Origin of the sequence: Mycolicibacterium mageritense (genome assembly GCF_010727475.1) — a bacterium.
In the GTDB taxonomy this organism is placed as follows: Bacteria; Actinomycetota; Actinomycetes; order Mycobacteriales; family Mycobacteriaceae; genus Mycobacterium; species Mycobacterium mageritense.
In genome coordinates this window covers 7,146,994-7,170,043 of record NZ_AP022567.1, presented here as the reverse complement: position 1 = coordinate 7,170,043, position 23,050 = coordinate 7,146,994, and the positions used below count along the sequence as shown (strand labels likewise).

Genomic DNA, 23,050 nt, shown 5'->3' with positions numbered 1-23,050 from the left:
CTGCGGTGCCCCTCCCGCAGCTCGCCGACATCCTGGCCACGCTCGATCTCGCGCAGAAAGACGACACCACGTTCGTCGCCACGCAGATCGACAACGCCGACCACCACATCATCGGCGGGCACATCGCGGCGCAGGCCTTGATGGCGGCCAGTCGTACCGTGGTCGACCGACAACCGCACAGCATCCACGTCTATCTGCTGCGCGCCGGCGACGCGCGGTACCCGGTGGAGATGGACGTGGCCGGCCTACGTGACGGTGGATCACTGTCCACGCGTCAGGTGACCGCGCGTCAGGGTGGGGACGTGTTGCTGGAAGCGCTCGTCTCGTTCAGCGTCCCGATGGAGAGCATCGACTATCAGCAGGCCATCCCCGACGTGCCGGATCCTGGCGCGCTGCTCCCGGTCGAGGAGCAGCTACGGGACTATGCCGACGAACTCGGCGGATTCTGGGTGCGTCCGCAATGGGTCGAGCGGCGCTACATCGACGCGCCGCCGCGGCTGGCCCGCGATCTGCCTGCAGCGCCCGAGCACACCCGAATGTGGTGGCGCCCAGCCGAACCCGTCGCCGACGATCCCATCCTCAACAGCTGCCTGCTCACCTACATCACCGGCACCACGATGCTCGAAACCACCGTGACGCAGCGGCGCACCACACAACTCGCGACATTCTCGGCGCTGATCGACCACGCCATCTGGTTTCACCGGCCTGCGGATCTGTCCGACTGGGTGCTGTCGGACCAGACTTCGCCCAGCGGTATCCACGGGCGCGGCCTGGCCACGGCCACGATGTTCAACCGGTCGGGCCAATTCGTCTGCACCGCAACCCAGGAGATCTACTTCGGCCGGGAGCGTCGGTCATCCTGAAGCCGGGTCCGCGTAGGACGCAACACTTTCCGTCGCGCCGTCCCAACTGTCGGTGAAATACCCAGTGAGGGGCCATAATTGGCCCCACATTCAGGAACGTGGGATGACCTGCGTCACGTTTGCCGCAACTCCGGGCGGTGTCGACACGATTTTTTCACGGGTCGCATCCGTCACGGTTGACGCCGAATCTGGCGATCCGCGGTTAACATCAGTCGTTTAGATGCCACCCCGGGCGACATTCCGGGTTGTTCTGCCGGCCGAACGTACGGGTGTGATCAATCGCACCCCTGTTCGGCGGGCTACGGGTTAATGTCTCGGGTGGCGTTGCAACTGACAGTGGGAGGGTATGGATGAGCGCCTATCGAACTGTGGTGGTCGGCACCGACGGATCTGATTCGTCATTGCGTGCAGTGGACCGCGCCGGTCAGATTGCCGCCGGTGCGAACGCGAAGCTTGTCATCGCCACTGCGTACTTCCCGCAGAGCGAAGACCAGCGCGCGGCCGACGTGCTCAAGGATGAGGGCTACCAGATGGCGGGCAACGCCCCGATCTACGCCATTCTGCGTGAGGCGAGCGACCGCGCCAAGGCAGCCGGCGCCAAGGACATCGAGGAGCGCCCGATCGTCGGTGCTCCCGTCGACGCGCTCGTCGAACTGTCCGAGGACGTCAAGGCTGACCTGCTGGTGGTCGGCAACGTGGGCCTGAGCACCATCGCAGGCCGGTTGCTGGGCTCGGTGCCCGCAAACGTGGCACGCCGGTCCAAGACCGACGTGCTCATCGTTCACACCAGCTAGAGCGGCTTACCAGCCGCGTTCGCGCCACGCAGTCAGGCTGGGCCGTTCGGCGCCCAGCGTGGTGTCGTCGCCGTGTCCCGGGTAGACGACGGTGTTGTCGTCATAGACGTCGAAGACCTTGCTGGTCACATCGCCCAGCAAGGTTTCGAAATCACCCGGCTGCCAGGTTTTGCCAACGCCTCCCGGAAACAGGCAGTCACCGGTGAACAGGTGCGTCACACCGTCGGGTGAGTTCAGGGCGAGCGCGACCGACCCGGGGGTGTGGCCGCGCAGGTGGATGACGTCCAGCTCGAGATCGCCGATCCGGATGGTGTCGCCGTCGGCCAGGATGCGGTCGGGTCGCACCGGAAGGGCTTCGGCGTCGAGTTGATGTGCCGCGGTCGGGGCACCTGTGGCCTCGGACACAGCCGCCAGCGCCTGCACGTGGTCGAAGTGCTGATGGGTCGTGACGATCAGGTCCAGCTTCGGCGCGTTGGCCTCGATGAGGCCCAGCAGGGCGTCGGCGTCGTTGGCGGCGTCGATGAGCAGGGTCTTGCCGGTGGATGCACACGTCACCAGGTAGGCGTTGTTGTCCATCGGGCCGACTGACGCCTTCACGATGGAGGCGCCGGGCACGGTGCGCCGTGCGGCGGTGTGGGGCTCGACATGGCCGGTGTAGGTCTCGTCGACCGTGATGTTGGGACGGGTCATGACCTCACGGTATCCGGCTTGTCGGTGGTCCCACATAGCATGGGCGTGAAGTATGCCGTGGGAAAGGAAACGCGTGGCTGACCGCCTGATTGTCAAGGGTGCCCGCGAGCACAATCTGCGAGGGGTGGACCTCGATCTGCCGCGTGACGCCCTGATCGTGTTCACCGGATTGTCCGGGTCGGGCAAGTCCTCGTTGGCGTTTGACACCATCTTCGCCGAGGGGCAGCGCCGTTACGTCGAGTCGCTGTCGGCGTACGCGCGGCAGTTCCTCGGTCAGATGGACAAACCCGATGTGGACTTCATCGAGGGCCTGTCGCCCGCGGTGTCGATCGATCAGAAGTCGACCAACCGCAACCCGCGGTCCACGGTGGGCACCATCACCGAGGTGTACGACTACCTGCGTTTGCTGTACGCCCGGGCCGGCACGCCGCACTGCCCGGTGTGCGGCGAGCGCATCGCTCGGCAGACCCCGCAGCAGATCGTCGACCAGGTGCTCGCGATGGATGAGGGCCTGCGCTTCCAGGTGCTCGCGCCCGTCGTGCGCACCCGCAAGGGCGAGTTCGTCGACCTTTTCGACAAGCTCAACACGCAGGGCTACAGCCGCGTGCGGGTCGACGGCGTGGTGCATTCGCTCACCGACCCGCCGAAGCTCAAGAAACAGGAAAAGCACGACATCGAGGTCGTGGTGGACCGACTCACGGTCAAGGCCAGCGCCAAGCAGCGGCTCACCGACTCGGTGGAGACCGCGCTGAACCTGGCCGACGGCATCGTGGTGCTGGAGTTCGTCGACCGCGAGGACGATCACCCCCACCGTGAACAGCGCTTCTCCGAGAAGCTGGCCTGCCCCAACGGCCACCCGCTGGCCGTGGACGACCTGGAGCCGCGGTCCTTCTCGTTCAACTCGCCCTACGGCGCGTGCCCTGAGTGCACGGGCCTGGGTGTCCGCAAAGAGGTCGACCCCGACCTGGTGGTGCCGGACCCGGAGCTGACGCTCGCCGAGGGGGCCGTCGCGCCGTGGGCCGTGGGCCAGTCGGCCGAGTACTTCACCCGCATGCTGTCGGGCCTCGGCGACCAGATGGGCTTCGACGTCGACACCCCGTGGAAGAAGCTGCCGGCAAAGGCGCGCAAGGCCATCCTGGAAGGCTCCGACCACCAGGTCCACGTCCGCTACAAGAACCGGTACGGTCGTACCAGGTCGTACTACGCCGACTTCGAAGGCGTGATGGCGTTCCTGCAGCGCCGCATGGAGCAGACCGACTCGGAGCAGATGAAGGAACGCTACGAGGGCTTCATGCGGGACATCCCGTGCCCGGAGTGCAACGGCACGCGCCTCAAGCCCGAGATCCTCGCGGTCACCATGGCGGCGGGGGACTACGGTGCCAAATCCATCGCGCAGGTCGCCGAGCTGTCCATCGCGGACTGTGCAGACTTCCTCAACGCGCTCACCTTGGGCCATCGTGAGCAGGCGATCGCCGGCCAGGTGCTCAAGGAGATCCAGTCGCGGCTGGGCTTCCTGCTCGACGTCGGGCTGGACTACCTGTCCCTGTCACGGGCCGCGGCCACACTGTCCGGTGGTGAGGCGCAACGCATCCGGCTGGCCACGCAGATCGGCTCGGGTCTGGTCGGGGTGCTCTACGTGCTCGACGAACCGTCCATCGGCCTTCATCAGCGCGACAACCGCAGGCTCATCGACACCCTGGTGCGGCTGCGCGACCTCGGCAACACGCTCATCGTCGTCGAGCACGATCTCGACACCATCGCGCATGCCGACTGGGTCGTCGACATCGGCCCGGCCGCAGGCGAGCACGGTGGCCGCATCGTGCACAGCGGCACCTACGACGAGCTGCTGCGCAATCCCGAATCCCTCACCGGCGCTTACCTTTCCGGTAAGGAGAGCATCGAGGTGCCGGCCATCCGGCGGCCCGCGGACAAGCGCCGCCAGATCACGGTGGTCGGAGCCAGGGAGAACAACCTCAAAGAGATCGACGTGGCGTTCCCGCTCGGTGTGCTGACCTCGGTCACCGGGGTGTCCGGGTCGGGCAAGTCGACGCTCGTGAACGACATCCTGGCTTCGGTGCTGGCCAACAAGCTCAACGGCGCGCGTCAGGTGCCCGGCCGGCACACCCGGGTCAACGGTCTCGATCAGCTCGACAAGTTGGTGCGTGTCGACCAGTCGCCGATCGGCCGCACTCCGCGGTCCAACCCGGCCACCTACACCGGCGTGTTCGACAAGATCCGCTCGCTGTTCGCGGCCACCACCGAGGCCAAGGTCCGCGGCTACCAACCCGGCCGGTTCTCGTTCAACGTCAAGGGCGGCCGCTGCGAGGCCTGCTCGGGTGACGGCACCATCAAGATCGAGATGAACTTCCTGCCCGACGTGTACGTGCCGTGCGAGGTATGCCACGGTGCCCGGTACAACCGGGAAACGCTCGAAGTGCACTACAAGGGCAAGACCATCTCCGAAGTGCTCGACATGTCCATCGAGGACGCGACCGAGTTCTTCGAGCCGATCTCGTCGATCCACCGCTACCTCAAGACGCTGGTCGACGTCGGGCTGGGCTACGTGCGGCTCGGCCAGCCCGCCCCGACGCTATCCGGCGGCGAGGCCCAACGCGTCAAGCTGGCCGCCGAACTGCAGAAGCGCTCGACCGGCCGCACGGTGTACATCCTGGACGAGCCGACCACCGGCCTGCACTTCGAGGACATCCGCAAGCTGCTCAAGGTGATCAACGGCCTTGTCGACAAGGGCAATACGGTGATCGTCATCGAGCACAACCTCGACGTGATCAAGACCTCGGACTGGATCGTCGACATGGGCCCCGAGGGCGGTGCCGGCGGTGGCACGGTCGTCGCGTCGGGCACACCGGAGGACGTGGCGGCCGACCCGGACAGCTACACCGGCAAGTTCCTCGCCGAGCTGCTCGATGTGCCTGCACCGCGGCGTAAACGCCGCAAGGTGAGCGCCTGACCCGAAAATCCGGTTGCACGCGGCCGGTGTGGTTTTCGAGACTGGCCCCATGGGCCACGTTGAGGTCGCACACATCAGCCACACGCTGCCGGATGGCCGGCAGCTGCTCGACGACGTCTCGTTCCGGATCGCCGACGGCGTCACGGCGGCGCTCGTCGGCCCCAACGGGGCGGGCAAGACCACGCTGCTGCGGTTGATCTCCGGCGACCTGGTGCCGCAGGAAGGCACGGTCGCGTACAGCGGTGGCCTGGGGGTGATGCGCCAGTTCATCGGCGGCATCCGTGATTCCACATCGGTCCACGAACTGCTGCTGTCGGTGGCGCCGCCTCGTCTGCGCGCGGCTGCGGCCGATGTCGACGCGGCCGAGCTGGCCCTGATGGAACGCGATGACGAACCCAGCCAGCTCCGCTACGCCAACGCGCTCGCCGGCTGGGGCGACGCAGGCGGCTACGACGCCGAAATCCTTTGGGACGCCTGCTGTATCGCTGCGCTCGGGATGCCGTACGAATCCTGTCGGTGGCGCCTGGTGAACACCCTGTCCGGCGGCGAACAGAAGCGGTTGGTGCTCGAGGCGCTGCTGCGGGGCCCCGACGAAGTGTTGCTGCTGGACGAGCCGGACAACTATCTCGATGTTCCGGGCAAGCAGTGGCTGGAGGAGCGGCTGGGGGAGACCACCAAGACCGTCGTCATGGTCAGTCACGACCGTGAGCTGCTCAACCGGACGGCAGAACGCATCGTTACGGTCGAGGCCCGGCACGTCTGGATTCACGGCGGCCGGTTCGAAACGTATGCCCAGGCCCGCCGCGACCGCAACGAACGCCTGGAAGAGCTGCGGCGGCGCTGGGACGAGGAGCACGCCAAGCTCAAGACCCTTGTGGTCGAGCTGCGCCAGAAGGCCGCCTACAACGACGGCATGTCGTCCCGGTACCAGGCCGCGTTGACCCGGCTGCGCAAGTTCGAGGAGGCGGGTCCACCCGAGGTGCCGCCGCGTGACCAGGACATCAAGATGCGGCTGCGGGGCGGCCGCACCGGCAGGCGCGCAGTGATCTGCGAGAACCTCGAATTGACCGGTCTGATGCAGCCGTTCGATCTGGAGATCTCCTACGGTGAGCGCGTCGCGGTGCTGGGCTCCAACGGATCCGGCAAATCACACTTCCTGCGACTGCTGACGGCCGTGGCCGACGAGTTGCCCCGTGGTGCGCTCACCGCCGAGCCCGTCGCGCACAGCGGGGTCGCGCGGCTGGGTGCCAGGGTGGCGCCGGGCTTGTTCGCCCAAACGCACGCGCGGCCCGATCTCGTCGGCCGCACGCCGTGCGAGATCGTGATGGTCGAGCACGCCAGGCTCCGGACCGACGCGATGAGCGCGTTGGCCCGCTACGAGCTGCAGGCCTGCGCCGAGCAGCCGTTCGAGACCCTCTCGGGAGGCCAGCAGGCACGCTTACAGATCCTGCTGCTCGAACTCGGTGGCGCCACACTGCTGCTGCTCGACGAGCCGACCGACAACCTCGACCTCGCCAGCGCCGAAGCGCTGCAGTACGGGCTCGCCGCGTACCAGGGGACTGTGGTCGCCGTGACGCACGACCGCTGGTTCGCGCGGTCGTTCGACCGGTTCCTGGTGTTCGGGGCCGACGGCTTCGTCTACGAGTCGCCGGACCCGGTGTGGGACGAAACCAGGGTGGAGCGCACCCGCCGTTAGCTCACGGTCTGGTAGCCCTCGAACGCGAACCAGTGCGCACCGAGCCGCTGCGCCCAGTGGATGACGTAGTTCCCGGCAGAATGGTGCACAGTGCGTGGTTCGCTGCCGTCGGCGCTGTAGGTGATGCCGTCCCAGCCGTTCTGGTCATTGCGGTAGGTGAAGTCGACGAAATTGTCGGCTCGCCGGGTGATGTATTCGATCGGGTAGCCGGAGATCTGACCCGGATTTCTCCCGAAAGCCGGATCCCTCTCGAACGCCTGCAGTGCCTGGGTAAAGGCGGGTTCTGCTGTATACCAACGCAATTGCAGCGGAACCCCGGCGTGGATGAGGAGCAGGGCCGTCAGCACCAGCGCGGGCGAGGCCACCAGGGCAAACCAGTTGCGGTGTTCGCCCGATACTGTCAGCTGACGGACGACGGCCACCAACCAGGCGAGCGTCAGTGCCATGAGCAGCAGCGCAGAGATGTCGAAGACGGCGGGTTGTTCGCCCGGGACGGTCGCCCCGTACATCATGCCGGTGAGTGCAAAGGTGACCAGAATCGGCAGCGTCCAGCCGGTGGATCGCACGATCCGTCAGCCTTTCGTCAGCGGCGACGGAAAGCGCGGTCTGACGCGTGCGCCGGCCAACCATTCGGTGAGGGCCTCGGCGCGGCGCCGCAACGCGCGGTTGCCTTCGCGCCCGATGTCTTCGAGCAGGCGCAGTTCGACCCGGCCGTCGGCATCCTGGGCCCAGCCTCCGACAACGCGGCCGTTCCACCACGCCGTCGGCCCCGCGTTGCCGTTGGAGTCGAACGCCTGGCCGCGGTGCGCACCGAGATACCAGTCCCGGTCGAACCAACCCATGGTGGTGACGTCGAGCCCCGGCAGTAGCGCCGCCCACGGCTCGACGTCCGGCTCGACTTCGAGATCGTCGGCCAACGCGTACCCGGTCACGCCGGCCAGGTCCACCTCGACCGCGCCGACGTCACGCAGGGCATGCCGCGCCCAGGTCAGGGTGTTGCCGAACCACCATTTGATGTCGGTGACGGTCGCCGGCCCGAACGTGCGCAGCCACGTGCGCACCAACTCGGCCCGCGCCACCTCGAGCGTCGGCGGGTCGCCGGGTTCGATCCAGTCGGTCATTGCCGCCCACCGTGGCCGCGACGTGGTCCAGCTGCCCTCGTTGGGGCCGCGGACGATGTCCCCGCGTACGCCCAGCACCGTCAAAACTCGTGGCGCCAAAGGAGTTTCCCCGCCCCAGGGCTTGCCCGGTGCGGGGTCGTGGCGCCCGGCCAGCTCAGGCAGCGCGGCACGCAGCTGCGCCGCGCCCGTCGGGCCGTGCTCGGCCAGGTACGTCAGCACGGCCGCGCTCGCGGTGTCGAGCCACTCGGCGCCGAGGCCGGCCTTCTGTGCGTCCGCGGTCAGCTTTCGGGTCTCGTTGGCCGCGACGCGGTCGCTGGCCGCGGCCTGGATCAGCGGCAGATCGCAGCTGGGCACCACCCACAGGGTGCGCCGCATCGCGAGATGCTTGACCAGCGAGCGTTTTTCGTAGAGAGCCGCGTCCAGATCGGTGACCGAGAAGTCCGGCAGGCGTGCCCACAGTGACAGGTACGGGGTCGACGGATCGGTGGCGTGCAGGCCGACGAAGGCCGCTGTGGCGTCGGCGACGGAGACGGCCGGGCCGTTCAGGAAGTGCCGCCGGGCCAGCCTGGCACGCCGCTCCGCGAGGGTGAACGACCGCACGGATCAGGCGTCGCCCTGCTCGCGCATGGATTCGCGGATCTGGCGCAGCCGTTCGGCCGCCGCCTCCTGCCGCTTCTCGTACTGCTCCTCGACCGAGCGCCCTTCGGGCGTTTCGGCTGCCAGCTCGTGGGCACCGATCGCGGTGCCGTAGCGGGTCTCGATCTTCTCGCGCACCGAGTCGAACGTCGGTACGCCTGCCGCGGTGTAGCCGGTGTCGGCAGGTTCCGAGAGCGGTCCGGGCGCCGGGGCGGGCGGGACGACCTCGCCCTCGACCGCGGCGTCCTCCTCGGCCGCTGCGCGCTCTTCGGGCGTTCCGGGCTGGGCTGGGTCGTTCGTCACGTACCCCACGTTACCTGCGACAACCGACATTTCTTGGGATCGGTAGCGCTCCGTGCCGCCAAGACTTCGTGACACGACGGAGCCATCGGGGCGACGCGAAACGAAGGGGAAGACGCAATGACGAAGAATCGGGTTATCGCGGCCACAATGGGACTGCTCGCGACCGGCGCGGTGCTGGTGGGCTGCTCGAACGACAAGCCGGCAGACCAGCCCTCCGACAAGCCCGCCGCGTCGAGCGGTGCATCGCAGGTCAGCACGGGCGGCAAGACCGAGGTCAAGGTCGGCGGCTCCGACCTGGCCGGTCTCGACCTCAACTCGGTCACCTGTGTCAAGCAGGCCGGCAAGATCAACGTCGCCAGTGCCGCGATCGGTGGCCAGCAGGGTCTCGGCGTGGTGATGACCGACGAGGCCACCCCCAAGGTCGAGTCGCTGGGCCTGGTGTATGACGGCAGCGCACTCGCGGTCAGCGAGAACATGGGCGTGAAGGTCGGTTCCGCCGAGGTCAAGGTGGACGGAGACACCTACACCATCACCGGTGAGGCCTCTGGAGCCGACATGAAGAACCCGATGGCCGGGATGATCAACAAGCCGTTCACCATCACGGTGACCTGCAGCTGAGCGTCCCGACATGGCGGGCGTGCCCGGTGCCGGGCACGCCCGCCCCTTTTGTATGGTGCAAAAGGTGACCATAGTCGGGGATCTGCATCGCGCCCGTCAGCTCGCGCTCGCGGCCGATGAAGATTCGGCCCGGGAATTGCTGGTGTCGCTGCTGCCCGTGATCGAGCAGGCCGACCGCGACGACTATGCGCTCGAGGTGTTCGCCCAACTCGGCGAGATCTACCTGGTGCGCACTGCGTATGACGGTGTGGTGGAAAGCATTTCCCGCATCCGGGACTGCCTGGCGATCTACACCGCCGTCCGTGCGGGTCAACGACCAGATCTGGCCGGACAGGTCAGCATGTCCGACGCCGAGGTCGACCACATGATCTGCCGGTACAACCGACGGGCGGAGTTCCTCGAAGCAGGACTGGCCGCGGCGCGTGGCGATCATGACAGTGCCGCAGCGCATCTCGCGGCACTGATCGCGACGGCAGGGGATTTCCGGGATCTGGCCGACGAACACCGCAATCTGACCTGCCACACCAGGATCCTGCTCGCCACAGCGCTCTGCGACGACGATCTCTACGCCGCGTCGGTCCCGCTGTGGTCCGAGGTGCTCGACGTCCTCGAGGGCTACGTCGCGCCGGGAACCGGCGACGCCGAGACCGATTACCTGTTCGTTGCCGGCGCACTCGGCTACAGCCGGTTCTGCATCGAGTCGGGGCGACTCGATGAGGCCGCGCCGTGGTTGCATCGGGCCGGTGCCCGCGCGCAGGCCAGGGGCTGGCGACTCGCGTCCGCCCGTGCGCAGCTGGAACAGGCCGCTGCCTGCTGGTCGGGGGGCGCGTACGCCGAAACCCAGGATCTGGTCACCGAGGCCTACCCGGTGATCGCCGAACATGCTCGCGCGCACGATGTTTCACGAAGCTGGCTGTATTTCGGGCTGATCCGGTTGGGTATCGGCAGGCTGCGCGAGGCCGATCAATGCTGGGAACATGCCGAGAGGCATTGGCGCGAGATCGAGCGACCTCTCTACATCCACCGGATTCTGCTGCAGCGCAGCTGGATAGCCCTTTTTCGCGGCCTGTTCGACGACGCGATCGCGATGGTGGACGAGGCCAGAAAGCTCCTGGACGCCTCGCCGCGGCACAGCTGGCTGCAGTATGCCCGGCTCGACGCACACCTCGGCAACATCTGGCGGGCCGATGCGCTCGCGGAGATGGGGTTCGACGGGCTCGGTAAACCCGGGCAGAGCTGGGAACAGGTCGAAGCCCGGCACGCAGCGGGAACCGGTTGGTACAACTGCCGCCCGGGTAGTCGCAAGTACCGCCGCGCGATGGTCAAGCTCGATCGCGCCGCCGACCTGAAAGTGCCCGCTGCGTTGGCGGTGGATTCGGTGCGCTACACGATCACCGACGCCGGAGCCCGAGCCCGCTGGGCGCACAGCGTATCGGCTCCGCTGCTGGCGGGCGCGTTCGCGGTGGCCTGGGAATCGGACAACACGGAGCTGATCTGCGAGCTGATCGAATATCACAGCGCGCGCGGCACGTTCAGTACCGACGGGGCCGCCGAAGCGGGCCCGGCACAGTCCGTCGACTGGGCCGACACAGCCACCGGTGCGGTGCCCGTGGAAGCCGAACTCGCACCGCAACTCGCCGTCGCGGCCGCGGCGGCACCGGTCCTGGCCGACGGTGCGCTGACCCGGCTCGGACCGCTGCCTCCGTTGCGGATGGACCCGAGTTCGGGGCCGATCCTGAGCCGCTACCGGGAGCTGGCGCGACAACGTTACGGTCGTGACGTGACTGCGCCCGGCGCGGAATGGGCGACGTGGCCATGACGCATACCCTGGTGCTGCGGTTGGCTGAAGTCGGCATCGCGACGTATGCGAGCCTGCGCGTTGTAGGGGCACCGGAACGCTCGGTCACCTGGGTGATCGAGGAACCCAACCTGCAGGCTGTCGAGGCCGCACTGAACTCCGCGTTGCCAGATCCGGTCGGGTCCGAAACGCCTGCGGAGGCTATCGAACGGGCCGTGACCACAGGAGCATTCGCGGACCCCAAGGCTGAATTCGAGCTTGCGCAGCTGCTCGGAGCCCAGTTGATCGGCGCCGACGGCTGGAAGTTGCTGGCGGACTGTGTCGAGTCGCCGCGGCCTGTGCTGTTCGTGTCGCCGAGCCCGTCGCTGGGCCGGGTGCCGTGGGGCCAGCTGGCCATGCCGGGACCGCACGGTTTCCGCCTCATGGAGCTGGTCGACGTGCTGATGGCGGTGCCGCCCAACATTGTTCATGCACCGCGCCAGGTATCCGATTGGCAGGACCGGCGCGATCATCCGCCGGTGCTGCTGCTCGATCCGCGGATACCGGGGCAGCGACCGGATTCGCCGCTGGGTTCGGTGCTCGGCAGACCGTCGCCGGACACGGTGCTGTCTCGGCATTTCGGCAACCTGATCGATGAGGGCGTGCTTCCGGCAGTGACCGACGCCGTCGAACTGTTCCGGCGCACCGACACCGACCGTCGCTGGCTGGCCGAGGTGTGTGCACAAGAGCCGTCCCGGTTGCTCTACGTCGGTCATGCCAGCGCGGCCGACGGCGACGCCGGGCATGCCGACCGCGCTGCGTTGCATCTGGCCGAGGACCGGCCGCTCACCGCGGGCGAGGTGATCTCGGCCGGGGTGCCGATCCCGCCGCGGGTTGCGTTGCTGGCGTGCGCTTCCGGCGGTGACTACCGGTTCGACGAGGCGGCCGGACTGGTGGCCGCGATGATCCTGGGGGGCGCGCAGTTGGTCACTGCGACGCTGTGGTCGCTTCCGACCACAGCGGGGTTCCGGATGTTCGGGACGGCCGAGGCCGATCTGATGGCGGACACCATCGTCGGTGTCGACCTGGCACACCGTGGCGACGACGCGGGCCGCGCGGTCAACCGGTGGCAGCGGGCCCAGATGCGGCGGTGGCGGGACGGCGATCGTGCGGCAAGCCCCCTGCATTGGGCCGCGGTGGCCAGTTTCGCCGTCGACGGTGTGCGATGAGCCGCTCAGCAGGGCGAGACGCACACCGCGATGGTGCCTTCGTCGCCGGGCCGGTAGTACGCGTCGATGACGCTGCCGGGCGAAACCTTCGCCAGTGAAGACGCCGGAATCAGCGCGGTCTCGGTCGCCGGGAACTGGCCGCCGCCGGGCCTGGTGACCATGAGGTCGAGCTCGACCTCGCGATAGTCCTCGCGTGCCGTCCCGGTGGCCCGCATGCCCGTGACGACGCCGCGTGACCGGGTGCCGTGCCGGATCAGTGCCAGCTGTGCACTGGTCATCAACCCTTTGCGGATCAGCATGTGGTCGAACTCTGCGACCAACTCCTCGATCGTGACGAGGCGCTCGGTTGCCTCGTCGTCGGGCCGCGCGCATCGTCGGCGGCGCGCCGCGGACAGGACGGCACCTGCGGCACCGCCGCAGATGAAGCAGACAACGGTGAGCATCAGGGCGTCGGTCATCGCACCAGGGTCAGGCTCGCACAGCGCTACCGAACCCAACTTTTGGACCCGTGGCTCTATCCTGGTGCCGATGAGCATCGGGTCGGAAGCAGCGCCGGGTGCCCGGTCGCGTTCGGACCAGCAGGCGGACCAACCCCGCCGCGCCGTGATCGACCGGGCTTGGCGCGCTGTCGGTCCCGGTGTCGAGGTGCTCAGCGGTGATGACGGTGGGCCGCTGCGCCGCACCGTCAAACGCATCATCGACCCTCTGGTTCTGCGGCTGCGCAGCAACACCCAGTTCTCCGCGCCGGTGCTCGGTCCGGATGTCGCCGCGGCGATGTACGAGACGATCGTCGGGCAGGCCGCGCAGTTGCGGGCGGCGGCCGCGTGGTTCGTCGTCCTCAAACAGGAGCGCCGGGCACAACGCATCACCACCGGCAACGCGCAGGAACTCTATTTCCCGGTGTGTTTCGAGCTCGCCGTGACCCAGGGCCCGCCCGGCGGCCGGCAGGCCGCGGCCGCGGTGCTGCGCGAGATCCACCACGGCCGCGACCGCACCGCGATCGAGGTGCTCAACGAGCATGTGGGCGATCCGCAGGTGATCACGCGGTTGCGGCGGCAGCTCGAACGCAGCTGGCGCGACGTGCAGCCGACGAACGCCATCACCGGACCGTTTTTCGCCGGGCTGGCGACAGTGCTCGGCCCCGCACCCAGCCACCGCGCCGAGATGGCCCGGCAGCGCGTGTGGTCGGCGCTGATCGCCGATGCGACGCCGTACAACCTGGGCGCCAAGGCGCGGCTGGCCGATTCCGGCCTGCCCTGGTCCATCGTCGAGATCGGACTGAGTTCCATTACGCCCCAAGCGCCGCCGTCGATCGACGGGAACGCCGCCGGTGATCGCCCGCTGGATCGCAGCGTGGTCGACCGCGTGCGAGCCACCCTGCGGCGCGCACTCGACCGTGACGAACTGCCCGATGTGCCGCTGCTGTGCGCCGAGGAGGTCGACCGGGCCTGCGCCCCGTGGGGCTTGCTGACCGAGGACAAGCAAGCCGGTCTGCTGACCGGCGTCGAGGTGGCCAACGAGCTGAAACCGCTTGAGGTTTCGGCGCGGCCGCGCCATGAGCTGACGGCTCGGATCCAGGCCCGCCTGGCCAAGGAAGCCTATGTGCTGCACGCGCGCCGCTATCTCGCCGATGGCTCCGCGATCCATCCCCGCCAACAACAGGTGGTCGACGACTTGGCGGTGTTCGCGCGTCCCTACCTGAGCAGGCTGTGGGCCCGCTTGCATGGCCGCGACGTCTGGCAGGAATCCTGCGAGGATGTCGACGACGTCCGGGCGCTGCTCGAAGGCGTGGCGCGGTCGGTGAGCCTCGACCACCGGCAGCGCATCAAGGCCATGCTGGAATTGCAGGTGTCGGGATGAGATTGGCCGCCGAATCGGGATTGTGGGCCACGGGTGCCGCGCCGGCACCCGGACCGCTCGCCGCGGTGCTTGAGGTCAGTGGCGCCGTGCTGAGCTGGATCGTCGACGCCCCGGTCGGCGAGCCACCGGTGATCACCTTCACCGACCATCGCCGGGCCGACTGGCTGTGGCGCGTGATCGGCGAGGCCGGCCATGTCGCGCTCGCCGAGGCATTGCAGTACCGGGATCCGGCCGAACCGGTCGAGGTGCCGGGCGTGAGCGTGCTGCCCGGCTCGGCGGATTCCTTGCGGCGGTTGGCCTTCGGGCATTGGTTGCGACGCTGGTGGCCTGCCAGCGTCCGCGACGCCATCACCGCGCTCGATCCCGCGGTGCTCGATGCCGAGCTTGCGGTGCTGACGGTGGGAGCCGAGGACTTCTTCGCCGACGACACGTTCGATTCGGACGTGACGGGCCTGCTGGCGCCGCACCTGGCGACGCTGGACAGCCTTGCCCGCGAAGGTGATCCGCGGATCACCGAGCTGGTTGACAAGTGCCGGAACATCGCCGACGACATCGGGCTGCCATGGACGGTGACGGTGGGCACACCGGCACGCCGCGACGACTACGCGTTGGCGGCAGCCGGCGGTGCGGGTGCGGCGGCCGACCGGTCGGCGATCGCCGCGGGGGTCGCCTCGGTCAGGTGGTCGGCGGTGCCACCGGGCGTTTTCGACGCCGCGGAGCACACCGTGGACTGGACTGTCCGCGCGGGTGCCGACGCGGTCGATGCCGTTGTGCAGGCGGCACTCTCCGGTCCCGATCAGGCGGCGGGCATCGCGGCGACCTTGCGGTGCGGCTCGTGGCACGGCTCCGGCGTGTTCGACGCGGCGGGTCGCGCGACGCTGCCGATTCTCGACGCCGACGGCACGCCGCTGCTCGAGGCGCAGGCGTGGAACACGGACTGGTCGGCGGCCGAACTCACGGTGGGCGCCGGGGCGGGGGAGCCCGCCGAGACCCGTGCCCGCGTGCGCGCGCTGGCCCGCGCGCGACTCGCGGAACCTTCCGACGACGCTTTCCTGGCCGAGCTCCTGGCGGCCGAATCCGACTACTGACGCGCTATTTCGCGGCGGTCTGGACGATGGTCGCCGACGTCGACGACTGCGGCAGTCCCGTCGCAGGCACCTGCGGGGTGCCGATGGCACCCGCCAGCCAGGGCAGCGCGGCCGCGAAGGCGTGCGACGCGAACGGCCAGTCGTGGGTACCGGGCTGGCTCACCACCGCACACGCGATGCCGTGCTTGGAGCCGAGCGAGCACAGCGCGTCCGCGGCCTTGGACTGGTCGCTCACCTTCGTCGCGGTCTTGGTCACCCCGGTTGCGTCGTTCACGTCGAACCAGCCCGCCACGCCCTGGTACTGGCCGTGCCGCGTGATCACGGTTGCCGGGTCGAACGCCTCCCACGCCGCGGTCTTTCCGCCGAACAGCCGGTCGACGGTCTGAGCCTTGGTGCCGGAGTTCGGCCCGGCGTCACCTGCGATGTCGACGAACGCGCTGAACAGCTCGGGGTGCATGACAGCCAGGTCGACCGCGCACGTGCCGCCCATCGACCAGCCCACGATGCCCCAGTTGGCCGCGGCCGGGCTCACGCCGTAGTGGGCGTCCATATACGGCACAACGTCTTTGGTGAGGTGGTCGGCCGAGTTTCCGCGGGGTCCGTTGACGCATTCGGTGTCGTTGTTGAAGGCCCCGCCGGGGTCGACGAACACCAGCACCGGTGCGTATCCCTCATGGGCACGGGCGAAGTCGTCCATGGTCTTGACGACATTGCCGGCCCGCATCCAGTCGGCGGGGGTGTTGAACTCTCCGCCGATCATCATGACGGTCGGCAGTTTCGGTGCGGGGTTGCTCGCGAACCAGGCGGGTGGCAGATAGACGTATTCACCCCGGTGGCGGAACCCCGATGCGGTGTTCGGAATCTCCACGGGCACCACCGTGCCCTGGGCCGGGATGGTGCCCTCGCGCTTCCACGCGGTCACCGTCACCTCGTCGGTCTGGTCGGGCAGCGGTCCCGCCGTCAGCTGACTCCACGCCGTCTGGACCCACGGGAAGTAGCCGACCCACAGGTTGAGCGCCAGGGCCGCGCACAGCAGGCTCATCGGCACCGCAAGCGTCGAAACCCCGCGTCGCCACCACCGGCTGGTGCGCCAGCCCGCGATGAGAACCACGACCGCCGCACCCGTCAGCGCCACCCACACCCACAGCGAGCGTGGCGCCGGGTTGCTGGTGTCGGACAGGCCCTGCGCCTCGATGTACCAGTAGGTGGCCGCGGCCAGCACACCGCCGATGCTTGCCGCGAAGGGGAGCCAGATCAACCGCCACCGCCGGCTGCGCCAGCCGATCGCCGCGATCAGCACCAGGGCGGTCACGACCTGCACTGTCGTGGGGACCCAGCCGTGCATCAGGGACAGATGGTGGTTGAAGGTCACGGCAACATCGTGGCTGCCGATCCTTGCGGTTGGCTGTGAGCTGCCTGCTAACGAGGTTTGGCGAGCGGGAACGGCAGCGTCTCCCGGATACTGCGGCCCGTGATGAGCATGACCACGCGGTCCACTCCCATTCCGAGGCCGCCGGTCGGCGGCATCGCGTACTCCATCGCCTGCAGGAAGTCCTCGTCGAGCTCCATCGCCTCCGGATCGCCGCCTGCCGCCAGCAACGACTGCTCCTGCAGCCGGCGGCGCTGTTCGACGGGGTCGGTCAGCTCGCTGTAGGCCGTGCCGAGCTCGACGCCCCAGGCCACCAGATCCCACCGTTCGGCAACCCCGGCGATGCTGCGGTGCGGTCGAGTCAACGGCGAGACCGAGGTGGGGAAGTCCTTGTAGAACGTCGGCTCCTCGGTGCGGTCCTCGACCAGGTGCTCGTACATCTCCAGGACCACGGCGCCGGCGTCCCAGTGCGTCAGGTACGGGATCGCCGCGGAATCGCACAGCCTGCGCAGCGTGTCGACGTCGGTGTCGGCCGTGATGTGTTCGCCGATGGCCTCCGACACCGCATCGTGCACGGTCTTGATGGCCCACGGTCCGGAGATGTCCACGGGCTCCAGCACACCGTCGGCGCGTGGTCGAAGGAACACCTGCGCACCGTTGGCGGCCTGGGCCGCGTTCTGGATGAGCTCGCGGCAGCCGTCGATCCACACGTTGTAGTCGGCGTGTGCCTGGTAGGCCTCCAGCAGCGTGAACTCGGGATTGTGGCTGAAGTCCACACCCTCGTTGCGGAACGCCCGGCCCAGCTCGAAGACCCGCTCGACGCCCCCCACGCAGAGTCGCTTGAGGTACAGCTCCGGCGCGATCCGCAGGTACAGGTCCAGGTCGTAGGCATTGATGTGGGTGAGGAACGGTCTGGCGTTCGCGCCACCGTGGATCTGCTGCAGGATCGGGGTCTCCACCTCAAGGAAACCCTTGGCGTACAGGGTTTCCCGGATGGCGTGCAGAGCGCCGCTGCGGGCCCGGATCAGCTCGCGGGCCTCGGCGTTGACGGCCAGGTCGACATACCGCGCGCGCACCCGGGCCTCCTGATCGGTGAGGCCCTTCCATTTGTCCGGCAGCGGGCGCAGGCATTTCCCGATCAGCCGCCAGCTGTCGACCAGCAGCGACTGGGCGCCTTTGCGGCTGTAGCCCATGCAGCCGGACACCTCGATCAGATCCCCGAGGTCGATCGACGCCGTGAAGTCCGCGGTCGATCCGTCGGCCAGGCGTGAATTGTCCAGCAGCAGTTGCACTTCGCCGGACCAGTCCCGCAGCTGGGCGAACAGCACGCCACCGTAGTCGCGGACGCGCAGGATCCGCCCGGCCACCGTCACGTGCTCGCCGTCCGCGGCCAGGGCCTGCGCGACGGTGTGACTCGGCGCCTCGCCGACCGGGTAGGCGTCGACGCCGTTGGCCTGCAATGCCTTGAGCTTGGCCAGCCGCACGCGGACCTGCTCGGGCAACCGCTCCTCGGGATCCGGCTGCTCCGTGGGCAGGCCGGTCAGGTCGGGCGCGCTGCCGTCGTGGTGCAGCCGTCCCGATTCGACCAGGTTCGCCGGTGCGGCGACGTGCTCACCCGTGTGCTGTTTGTTGCGCCGCGAGAACGGCAGCACCAGGAAGCCTTCGGCGATGACCGAGGCTACGCCGACCCGTGGGATTAGCCGGGCGTCTTCGTAGCACGCATAGCGCGGCACCCACTCGGGCTGATACTTCATGTTCGAGCGGTACAGGGTCTCCAGTTGCCACCAGCGGGAGAAGAACACCAGCAGCGCGCGCCACAACCGCAGCACCGGGCCCGCGCCCAGCTGGGCGCCCTGCTCGAACGCCGACCGGAACATCGCGAAGTTCAGCGAAATGCGGCTGACACCAATGCCTTCCGCTTGCATACAGAGTTCGCTGACCATCAGCTCGATGGTGCCGTTTGGCGACTTGGGGGACCGGCGCATGACGTCGAGAGACACGCCGTTGGTGCCCCACGGCACGAGTGAGAGCAATGCGACCGCTTCATCGTTCTGCACGGCCTCGACCAGCAGGCAGTCCCCGTCGGCGGGGTCGCCGAGCCGGCCGAGTGCCATCGAGAAGCCGCGTTCGGTCTCGGTGTCGCGCCACGCGTCTGCCCGATTGATCACGTCGGCCATCTCGGCGCCGGACAACTCGCGGTGCCGGCGGATGCGTACCGTCGTCCCGGCCCGGCGGGCCCGGGTCACGGCCTGGCGCACCGCGCGCATGTCGGGGCCCGACAACCGGAAGTTGTCCGGGTGCAGGATCGCCTCGTCACCGAGCTGCAGCGCGTTGAGCCCGGCGGCGCGGAACGCCTCGGCCGCCGCCGAACTCGCGCCCATCACGCCCGGCGCCCAGCCGTAGGTCTGGCACAGCTGCAACCACGCATCGATGGCCTGCGGCCAGGCCTTCGGGTCGCCCAGCGGATCCCCACTGGCCAGGCACACGCCGACCTCGACGCGGTAGGTGATCGCTGCGCGGCCGTTGGGGGCGAACACCACCGACTTGTCGCGGCGGGTCGCGAAGTAGCCGAGCGAGTCGTTCTTGCCGTACAGCTCCAGGAGCCCACGGATGGCCGACTCGTCCTCGCCCGTGAGGGCATTCGTGGCACGCTGCGACTGGAACAGCACGATGGCTGCGGCCATCAGCGCCAGCGCGCCGAACAGACCGAAGATCGCGTTGAGGAACGTGTGCGAGTAGCCCTCGAAGGTCTCGGTGGGGACGGTCGCGAACCCGCTGACGCGGTTGACGGCATAGGGCAGTCGCCACTCGGGCTCCAACGTTCCGGGGAACATCTCCAAAAGGCCCCATGCCGCGAGGATGCCGACCGCCATGCCGGCGAGCAGCACCACGGCCGATTTCAGCAGCGCACCGCGGCGCACCCTGGCCCAGAACTGGTTGCGGGCCAGTAGCAGGAACACGATGGCCGCGACGTGGAGCACCAGGCCGATGACCTCGCCGATGTCATCGGCGACCGGGTCGCCACCGGTCGCGAGGTCGCCGAGGTTCCAGCCGACGGCGCCCACCATGTAGAGCACCAGGATCCACCACGCGATGCGTTTGCGGGCAGCCAGCGCCGCGGCCAGCAGGGCCAGCACGAACGCCCACGCAAAGCTGGTGTCGGGGAAGTTGAAGACGTAGTCGTTGACGAACTCGCGTGGCACCCGGATGACCCAGCGCACGGTCTGCGAGACGCTGGCGATCAGCGACAGGGTCGCGATGACGCCGACGGTCCAGCCCGCTGCCGCGGGTACCCAGGCAAATCTGGAACTAGGCCGCACCCCGGGACGAGTGACGCGGCTCGTAACGGTCATATGCCGGGAGGATAGGCGCTGAAACCGGGAAAAAGTTGGAACGCGCCTGGACTGCGGTGTTTGCGCCGCTACCAGACCGGTCCGGTGTACTTCTCGCCCGGGCCGTGGCCGGGTTCGTCGGGGGCCGCACTGGCTTCGCGGAAGGCCAGTTGCAGGCTCTTGAGGCCGTCGCGCAGCGGCCCCGCGTGCAGCCCGAGGTACTCCGCCGATGACGTCACCAGCCCGGCCAGCGCCGTGATCAGGCGGCGGGCCTCGTCGAGATCGCGGTGCGGGCTGTCGTCGGGATCCTCGGACGACAGCCCGATCTTCTCGGCCGCGGCGCTCATCAACATGACCGCCGCCCGGGTGATCACCTCCACGGCGGGGATCTCCGCGAGCTCACGAACCTGGGGTTGCGTTGGATCGGGCGTTTCGATCGGATCCGTCATAACTGGTAGAGTGTCATGCGCGACCGTCCCGGCGTACGCCAGGACAGTAAGTGGAGTCCCACTCCCACCGCTGACCATACCGGTACAGCGGTCCGGTCACCGGCATCCACGGATGCCGGTTCTGTGCTCCAGAAGTGGAGGTGCAGGCGGCGCGAGCCGTGATCGGTCGGCATTGGGCCCTGCTGTGAGCAGGGCTTTTCTGTTGATTGGGGTTGGGTCTCTTCGCCAGACCAACATAGGAGGCCCCATCAGCACTGAGACCCGCGTCAACGAGCGCATCCGCGTACCCGAAGTCCGCCTGATTGGACCAGGTGGTGAGCAGGTAGGCATCGTGCGCATCGAAGACGCCCTCCGCGTCGCCGCGGACGCCGATCTCGACCTTGTCGAAGTTGCCCCGAACGCCAGACCGCCGGTCTGCAAGATCATGGACTACGGCAAGTACAAGTACGAGACGGCTCAGAAGGCGCGCGAGTCTCGCAAAAACCAGCAGCAGACCGTCGTCAAGGAACAGAAGCTGCGTCCCAAGATCGACGATCACGACTACGAGACGAAGAAGGGCCACGTGGTCCGCTTCCTCGAAGCCGGGTCCAAGGTCAAGGTGACCATCATGTTCCGCGGACGTGAGCAGTCGCGGCCCGAGCTGGGCTACCGGCTGCTGCAGCGGCTGGGCGCCGATGTCGCCGAGTACGGCTTCGTCGAGACGTCAGCCAAGCAGGACGGCCGCAACATGACGATGGTGCTGGCACCGCACCGCGGCGCGAAGACTCGCGCCAAGGCCGCGGAACAGGCTGAGCGCCCTGGCGGGCAGCCGGCCACCGAAGAACCAGACGCCACGTAGAACCACACCAAGACAGAACTGAGGATCCATGCCCAAGGCGAAGACGCACAGCGGAGCATCGAAGCGCTTCCGCAAGACCGGGACCGGCAAGATCGTGCGCCAGAAGGCCGGCCGCCGCCACCTGCTTGAGCACAAGGCCACCAAGCGCACCCGCCGGCTGGACGGCCGCACCGTGGTTGCCGCCAACGACACCGGCCGCGTCAACAAGATGCTCAACGGCTAGTACCGCCGCTCCCGATACCGAAACGATAGGAACACCCCCATGGCACGCGTGAAGCGCGCACTCAACGCCCAGAAGAAGCGGCGCACCGTACTGAAGGCCTCGAAGGGCTACCGCGGCCAGCGGTCCCGCCTGTACCGCAAGGCCAAAGAGCAGCAGCTGCATTCGCTGACCTACGCCTACCGCGACCGTCGCGCCCGCAAGGGCGAGTTCCGCAAGCTGTGGATCTCCCGCATCAACGCCGCGGCCCGCGCCAACGACATCACCTACAACCGGCTGATCCAGGGCCTCAAGGCCGCCGGTATCGAGGTGGACCGCAAGAACCTCGCCGAGATCGCCGTGAGCGACCCGGCTGCGTTCACCGCGCTGGTCGAGGCCGCCAAGGCTGCCCTGCCCGAAGACGTCAATGCGCCATCCGGAGAGGCCGCCTGACGCTCACCGAGCGTTCTGCCCGAGTGGCGGCTGCGGTCAAATTGCACCGCCACGTCGGGCGCCGCCGCGCCGCACGCTTCCTTGCCGAGGGACCGAACCTCGTCGAGGCCGCGTTGCGGCGCGGACTTGTTTCCGAGGTCTTCGCGACCGAGGCCGCACTCGACCGGTTCGGCTCGCTGCTGGACGGTGCACCCGTGCAGCTGGTGACCGACCGCGCGGCAAAGGCGTTGTCGGACACCGTGACCCCGGTCGGTCTGGTGGCGGTCTGCCGGCTACCCGAGACCTCGCTCGACGACGTTCTCGCGAGTGCACCCCGGTTGGTGGCGGTCGCCGTGGAGACGTCCGAACCGGGCAACGCCGGCACGCTGATCCGCTTGGCCGACGCCATGGGTGCCGACGCCGTGATCCTGGCCGGCAACAGCGTCGACCCCTACAACGGCAAATGCCTGCGATCGTCGGCCGGCAGCATCTTCGCGCTGCCCGTCGTGCAGGCGCCCGACACCTACGAGCTTCTCGCGGGCCTGCGCAGCGCGGGCCTGCAGGTGCTGGCCACCACGCTCGACGGTGAAACCCCGCTGCCCACAGCCGATCTGACGAAGCCGACGGCGTGGCTGTTCGGCTCGGAGGCGCACGGCCTTGCGGCAGACGTCGCCGCCGCGGCCGATGCCCGCGTCCGGATTCCCATGCGGGGCAGCGCCGAGAGCCTCAATGTCGCGGCCGCCGCATCGATCTGTCTGTACGAGAGCGCGCAGGCGCTTCACCCTTGA

At 68.3% G+C, this 23,050-nt stretch carries 21 protein-coding genes; 13 read left to right on the top strand and 8 right to left on the bottom strand.

Annotated features, from left to right (window positions below; translation table 11 throughout):
- The first annotated feature begins 5 nt into the window (after positions 1-5).
- Both G6N67_RS34680 and G6N67_RS34675 read left to right on the top strand, forming a co-directional pair.
- Entirely contained in the window at positions 6-863 is an 858-nt protein-coding gene (locus G6N67_RS34680) for an acyl-CoA thioesterase (RefSeq protein WP_036439370.1), read from the top strand.
- A 350-nt stretch (positions 864-1,213) separates the two neighbouring features.
- Positions 1,214-1,657, top strand: a complete 444-nt coding sequence (locus tag G6N67_RS34675; RefSeq protein WP_036439373.1) for a universal stress protein — start codon at positions 1,214-1,216, stop codon at positions 1,655-1,657.
- 6 nt (positions 1,658-1,663) lie between these two features.
- Here G6N67_RS34675 and G6N67_RS34670 read toward each other — a convergent pair whose 3' ends face one another.
- Complete coding sequence (locus G6N67_RS34670) at positions 1,664-2,347, bottom strand: MBL fold metallo-hydrolase (RefSeq protein ID WP_036439375.1); 684 nt, start codon at positions 2,345-2,347, stop codon at positions 1,664-1,666.
- A 73-nt stretch (positions 2,348-2,420) separates the two neighbouring features.
- On the opposite strand from G6N67_RS34670, the gene uvrA reads away from it, so the two are divergent.
- Complete coding sequence (gene uvrA / locus G6N67_RS34665; RefSeq protein WP_036439377.1) at positions 2,421-5,315, top strand: excinuclease ABC subunit UvrA; 2,895 nt, start codon at positions 2,421-2,423, stop codon at positions 5,313-5,315.
- 49 nt (positions 5,316-5,364) lie between these two features.
- On the top strand, positions 5,365-7,011 hold the full coding sequence (locus G6N67_RS34660; protein ID WP_036439379.1) for an ATP-binding cassette domain-containing protein: 1,647 nt from the start codon (positions 5,365-5,367) through the stop codon (positions 7,009-7,011).
- On the opposite strand, the gene G6N67_RS34655 is transcribed toward G6N67_RS34660, so the two are convergent.
- From G6N67_RS34655 to G6N67_RS34645, 3 genes are read right to left on the bottom strand one after another with little or no spacing between them, the layout of a single operon-like run.
- Positions 7,008-7,577: a hypothetical protein gene (locus tag G6N67_RS34655; protein ID WP_036439381.1), complete on the bottom strand. Its 570-nt coding sequence runs from the start codon at positions 7,575-7,577 to the stop codon at positions 7,008-7,010. The genes G6N67_RS34660 and G6N67_RS34655 overlap by 4 nt on opposite strands.
- Positions 7,578-7,583: 6 nt before the next feature.
- Positions 7,584-8,732: a winged helix DNA-binding domain-containing protein gene (locus G6N67_RS34650; RefSeq protein WP_036439383.1), complete on the bottom strand. Its 1,149-nt coding sequence runs from the start codon at positions 8,730-8,732 to the stop codon at positions 7,584-7,586.
- 3 nt (positions 8,733-8,735) lie between these two features.
- Positions 8,736-9,071, bottom strand: coding sequence for a hypothetical protein (locus tag G6N67_RS34645; RefSeq protein WP_407663297.1), 336 nt, complete (start codon positions 9,069-9,071; stop codon positions 8,736-8,738).
- 117 nt (positions 9,072-9,188) lie between these two features.
- Here G6N67_RS34645 and G6N67_RS34640 point away from each other — a divergent pair, with 117 nt between their 5' ends.
- The 3 genes from G6N67_RS34640 (at position 9,189) to G6N67_RS34630 (ending at position 12,695) form a co-directional block, all read left to right on the top strand.
- Complete coding sequence (locus G6N67_RS34640) at positions 9,189-9,689, top strand: lipoprotein LpqH (RefSeq protein ID WP_036439387.1); 501 nt, start codon at positions 9,189-9,191, stop codon at positions 9,687-9,689.
- Positions 9,690-9,753: 64 nt separating this feature from the next.
- Entirely contained in the window at positions 9,754-11,508 is a 1,755-nt protein-coding gene (locus G6N67_RS34635) for a hypothetical protein (RefSeq protein ID WP_036440550.1), read from the top strand.
- Positions 11,505-12,695 carry a CHAT domain-containing protein gene (locus G6N67_RS34630; protein WP_179976891.1) on the top strand — a complete coding sequence of 397 codons (1,191 nt, stop codon included), beginning with the start codon at positions 11,505-11,507 and terminating at the stop codon, positions 12,693-12,695. Before G6N67_RS34635 ends, G6N67_RS34630 begins: the two co-directional genes overlap by 4 nt.
- A 5-nt stretch (positions 12,696-12,700) precedes the next feature.
- Here G6N67_RS34630 and G6N67_RS34625 read toward each other — a convergent pair whose 3' ends face one another.
- Complete coding sequence (locus G6N67_RS34625) at positions 12,701-13,138, bottom strand: hypothetical protein (RefSeq protein WP_370466159.1); 438 nt, start codon at positions 13,136-13,138, stop codon at positions 12,701-12,703.
- Positions 13,139-13,223: 85 nt separating this feature from the next.
- Here G6N67_RS34625 and G6N67_RS34620 point away from each other — a divergent pair, with 85 nt between their 5' ends.
- Together G6N67_RS34620 and G6N67_RS34615 are read left to right on the top strand one after the other, a co-directional pair.
- Positions 13,224-14,555 carry a hypothetical protein gene (locus G6N67_RS34620; RefSeq protein WP_051579152.1) on the top strand — a complete coding sequence of 444 codons (1,332 nt, stop codon included), beginning with the start codon at positions 13,224-13,226 and terminating at the stop codon, positions 14,553-14,555.
- Positions 14,552-15,643 carry a hypothetical protein gene (locus G6N67_RS34615; RefSeq protein ID WP_036439393.1) on the top strand — a complete coding sequence of 364 codons (1,092 nt, stop codon included), beginning with the start codon at positions 14,552-14,554 and terminating at the stop codon, positions 15,641-15,643. The genes G6N67_RS34620 and G6N67_RS34615 overlap by 4 nt, the downstream gene beginning before the upstream one ends.
- A 4-nt stretch (positions 15,644-15,647) precedes the next feature.
- On the opposite strand, the gene G6N67_RS34610 is transcribed toward G6N67_RS34615, so the two are convergent.
- From G6N67_RS34610 to G6N67_RS34600, 3 genes are all read right to left on the bottom strand, one after another.
- Complete coding sequence (locus tag G6N67_RS34610; protein WP_036439395.1) at positions 15,648-17,015, bottom strand: alpha/beta hydrolase; 1,368 nt, start codon at positions 17,013-17,015, stop codon at positions 15,648-15,650.
- Between the two features lie 47 nt (positions 17,016-17,062).
- Positions 17,063-20,365, bottom strand: a complete 3,303-nt coding sequence (gene lysX, locus G6N67_RS34605; RefSeq protein WP_036439397.1) for a bifunctional lysylphosphatidylglycerol synthetase/lysine--tRNA ligase LysX — start codon at positions 20,363-20,365, stop codon at positions 17,063-17,065.
- A 68-nt stretch (positions 20,366-20,433) separates the two neighbouring features.
- Complete coding sequence (locus G6N67_RS34600; RefSeq protein ID WP_036439399.1) at positions 20,434-20,793, bottom strand: DUF1844 domain-containing protein; 360 nt, start codon at positions 20,791-20,793, stop codon at positions 20,434-20,436.
- A 199-nt stretch (positions 20,794-20,992) separates the two neighbouring features.
- Here G6N67_RS34600 and infC point away from each other — a divergent pair, with 199 nt between their 5' ends.
- Genes infC through G6N67_RS34580 form a run of 4 tightly spaced genes read left to right on the top strand, consistent with a single transcriptional unit; the run spans position 20,993 to position 23,050 of the window.
- Entirely contained in the window at positions 20,993-21,631 is a 639-nt protein-coding gene (gene infC, locus G6N67_RS34595; protein ID WP_163642553.1) for a translation initiation factor IF-3, read from the top strand.
- A 28-nt stretch (positions 21,632-21,659) separates the two neighbouring features.
- Complete coding sequence (rpmI, locus tag G6N67_RS34590) at positions 21,660-21,854, top strand: 50S ribosomal protein L35 (protein WP_036439403.1); 195 nt, start codon at positions 21,660-21,662, stop codon at positions 21,852-21,854.
- 39 nt (positions 21,855-21,893) lie between these two features.
- Complete coding sequence (gene rplT / locus G6N67_RS34585; RefSeq protein ID WP_005149096.1) at positions 21,894-22,283, top strand: 50S ribosomal protein L20; 390 nt, start codon at positions 21,894-21,896, stop codon at positions 22,281-22,283.
- Between the two features lie 23 nt (positions 22,284-22,306).
- Positions 22,307-23,050 (top strand): TrmH family RNA methyltransferase, encoded by a 744-nt coding sequence (locus G6N67_RS34580; protein ID WP_036439405.1) that lies wholly within the window; start codon positions 22,307-22,309, stop codon positions 23,048-23,050.

What these genes read in the sequence shown, in the direction of transcription:
- G6N67_RS34675 (WP_036439373.1), top strand. Translation starts at nt 1,214, where the DNA reads ATGAGCGCCTATCGAACTGTGGTGGTCGGCACCGACGGATCTGATTCG.
- G6N67_RS34670 (WP_036439375.1), bottom strand. Translation starts at nt 2,347, where the DNA reads ATGACCCGTCCCAACATCACGGTCGACGAGACCTACACCGGCCATGTC.
- G6N67_RS34660 (WP_036439379.1), top strand. Translation starts at nt 5,365, where the DNA reads ATGGGCCACGTTGAGGTCGCACACATCAGCCACACGCTGCCGGATGGC.
- G6N67_RS34640 (WP_036439387.1), top strand. Translation starts at nt 9,189, where the DNA reads ATGACGAAGAATCGGGTTATCGCGGCCACAATGGGACTGCTCGCGACC.
- G6N67_RS34630 (WP_179976891.1), top strand. Translation starts at nt 11,505, where the DNA reads ATGACGCATACCCTGGTGCTGCGGTTGGCTGAAGTCGGCATCGCGACG.
- G6N67_RS34625 (WP_370466159.1), bottom strand. Translation starts at nt 13,138, where the DNA reads ATGCTCACCGTTGTCTGCTTCATCTGCGGCGGTGCCGCAGGTGCCGTC.
- G6N67_RS34620 (WP_051579152.1), top strand. Translation starts at nt 13,224, where the DNA reads ATGAGCATCGGGTCGGAAGCAGCGCCGGGTGCCCGGTCGCGTTCGGAC.
- G6N67_RS34615 (WP_036439393.1), top strand. Translation starts at nt 14,552, where the DNA reads ATGAGATTGGCCGCCGAATCGGGATTGTGGGCCACGGGTGCCGCGCCG.
- lysX (WP_036439397.1), bottom strand. Translation starts at nt 20,365, where the DNA reads ATGACCGTTACGAGCCGCGTCACTCGTCCCGGGGTGCGGCCTAGTTCC.
- G6N67_RS34600 (WP_036439399.1), bottom strand. Translation starts at nt 20,793, where the DNA reads ATGACGGATCCGATCGAAACGCCCGATCCAACGCAACCCCAGGTTCGT.
- rpmI (WP_036439403.1), top strand. Translation starts at nt 21,660, where the DNA reads ATGCCCAAGGCGAAGACGCACAGCGGAGCATCGAAGCGCTTCCGCAAG.
- rplT (WP_005149096.1), top strand. Translation starts at nt 21,894, where the DNA reads ATGGCACGCGTGAAGCGCGCACTCAACGCCCAGAAGAAGCGGCGCACC.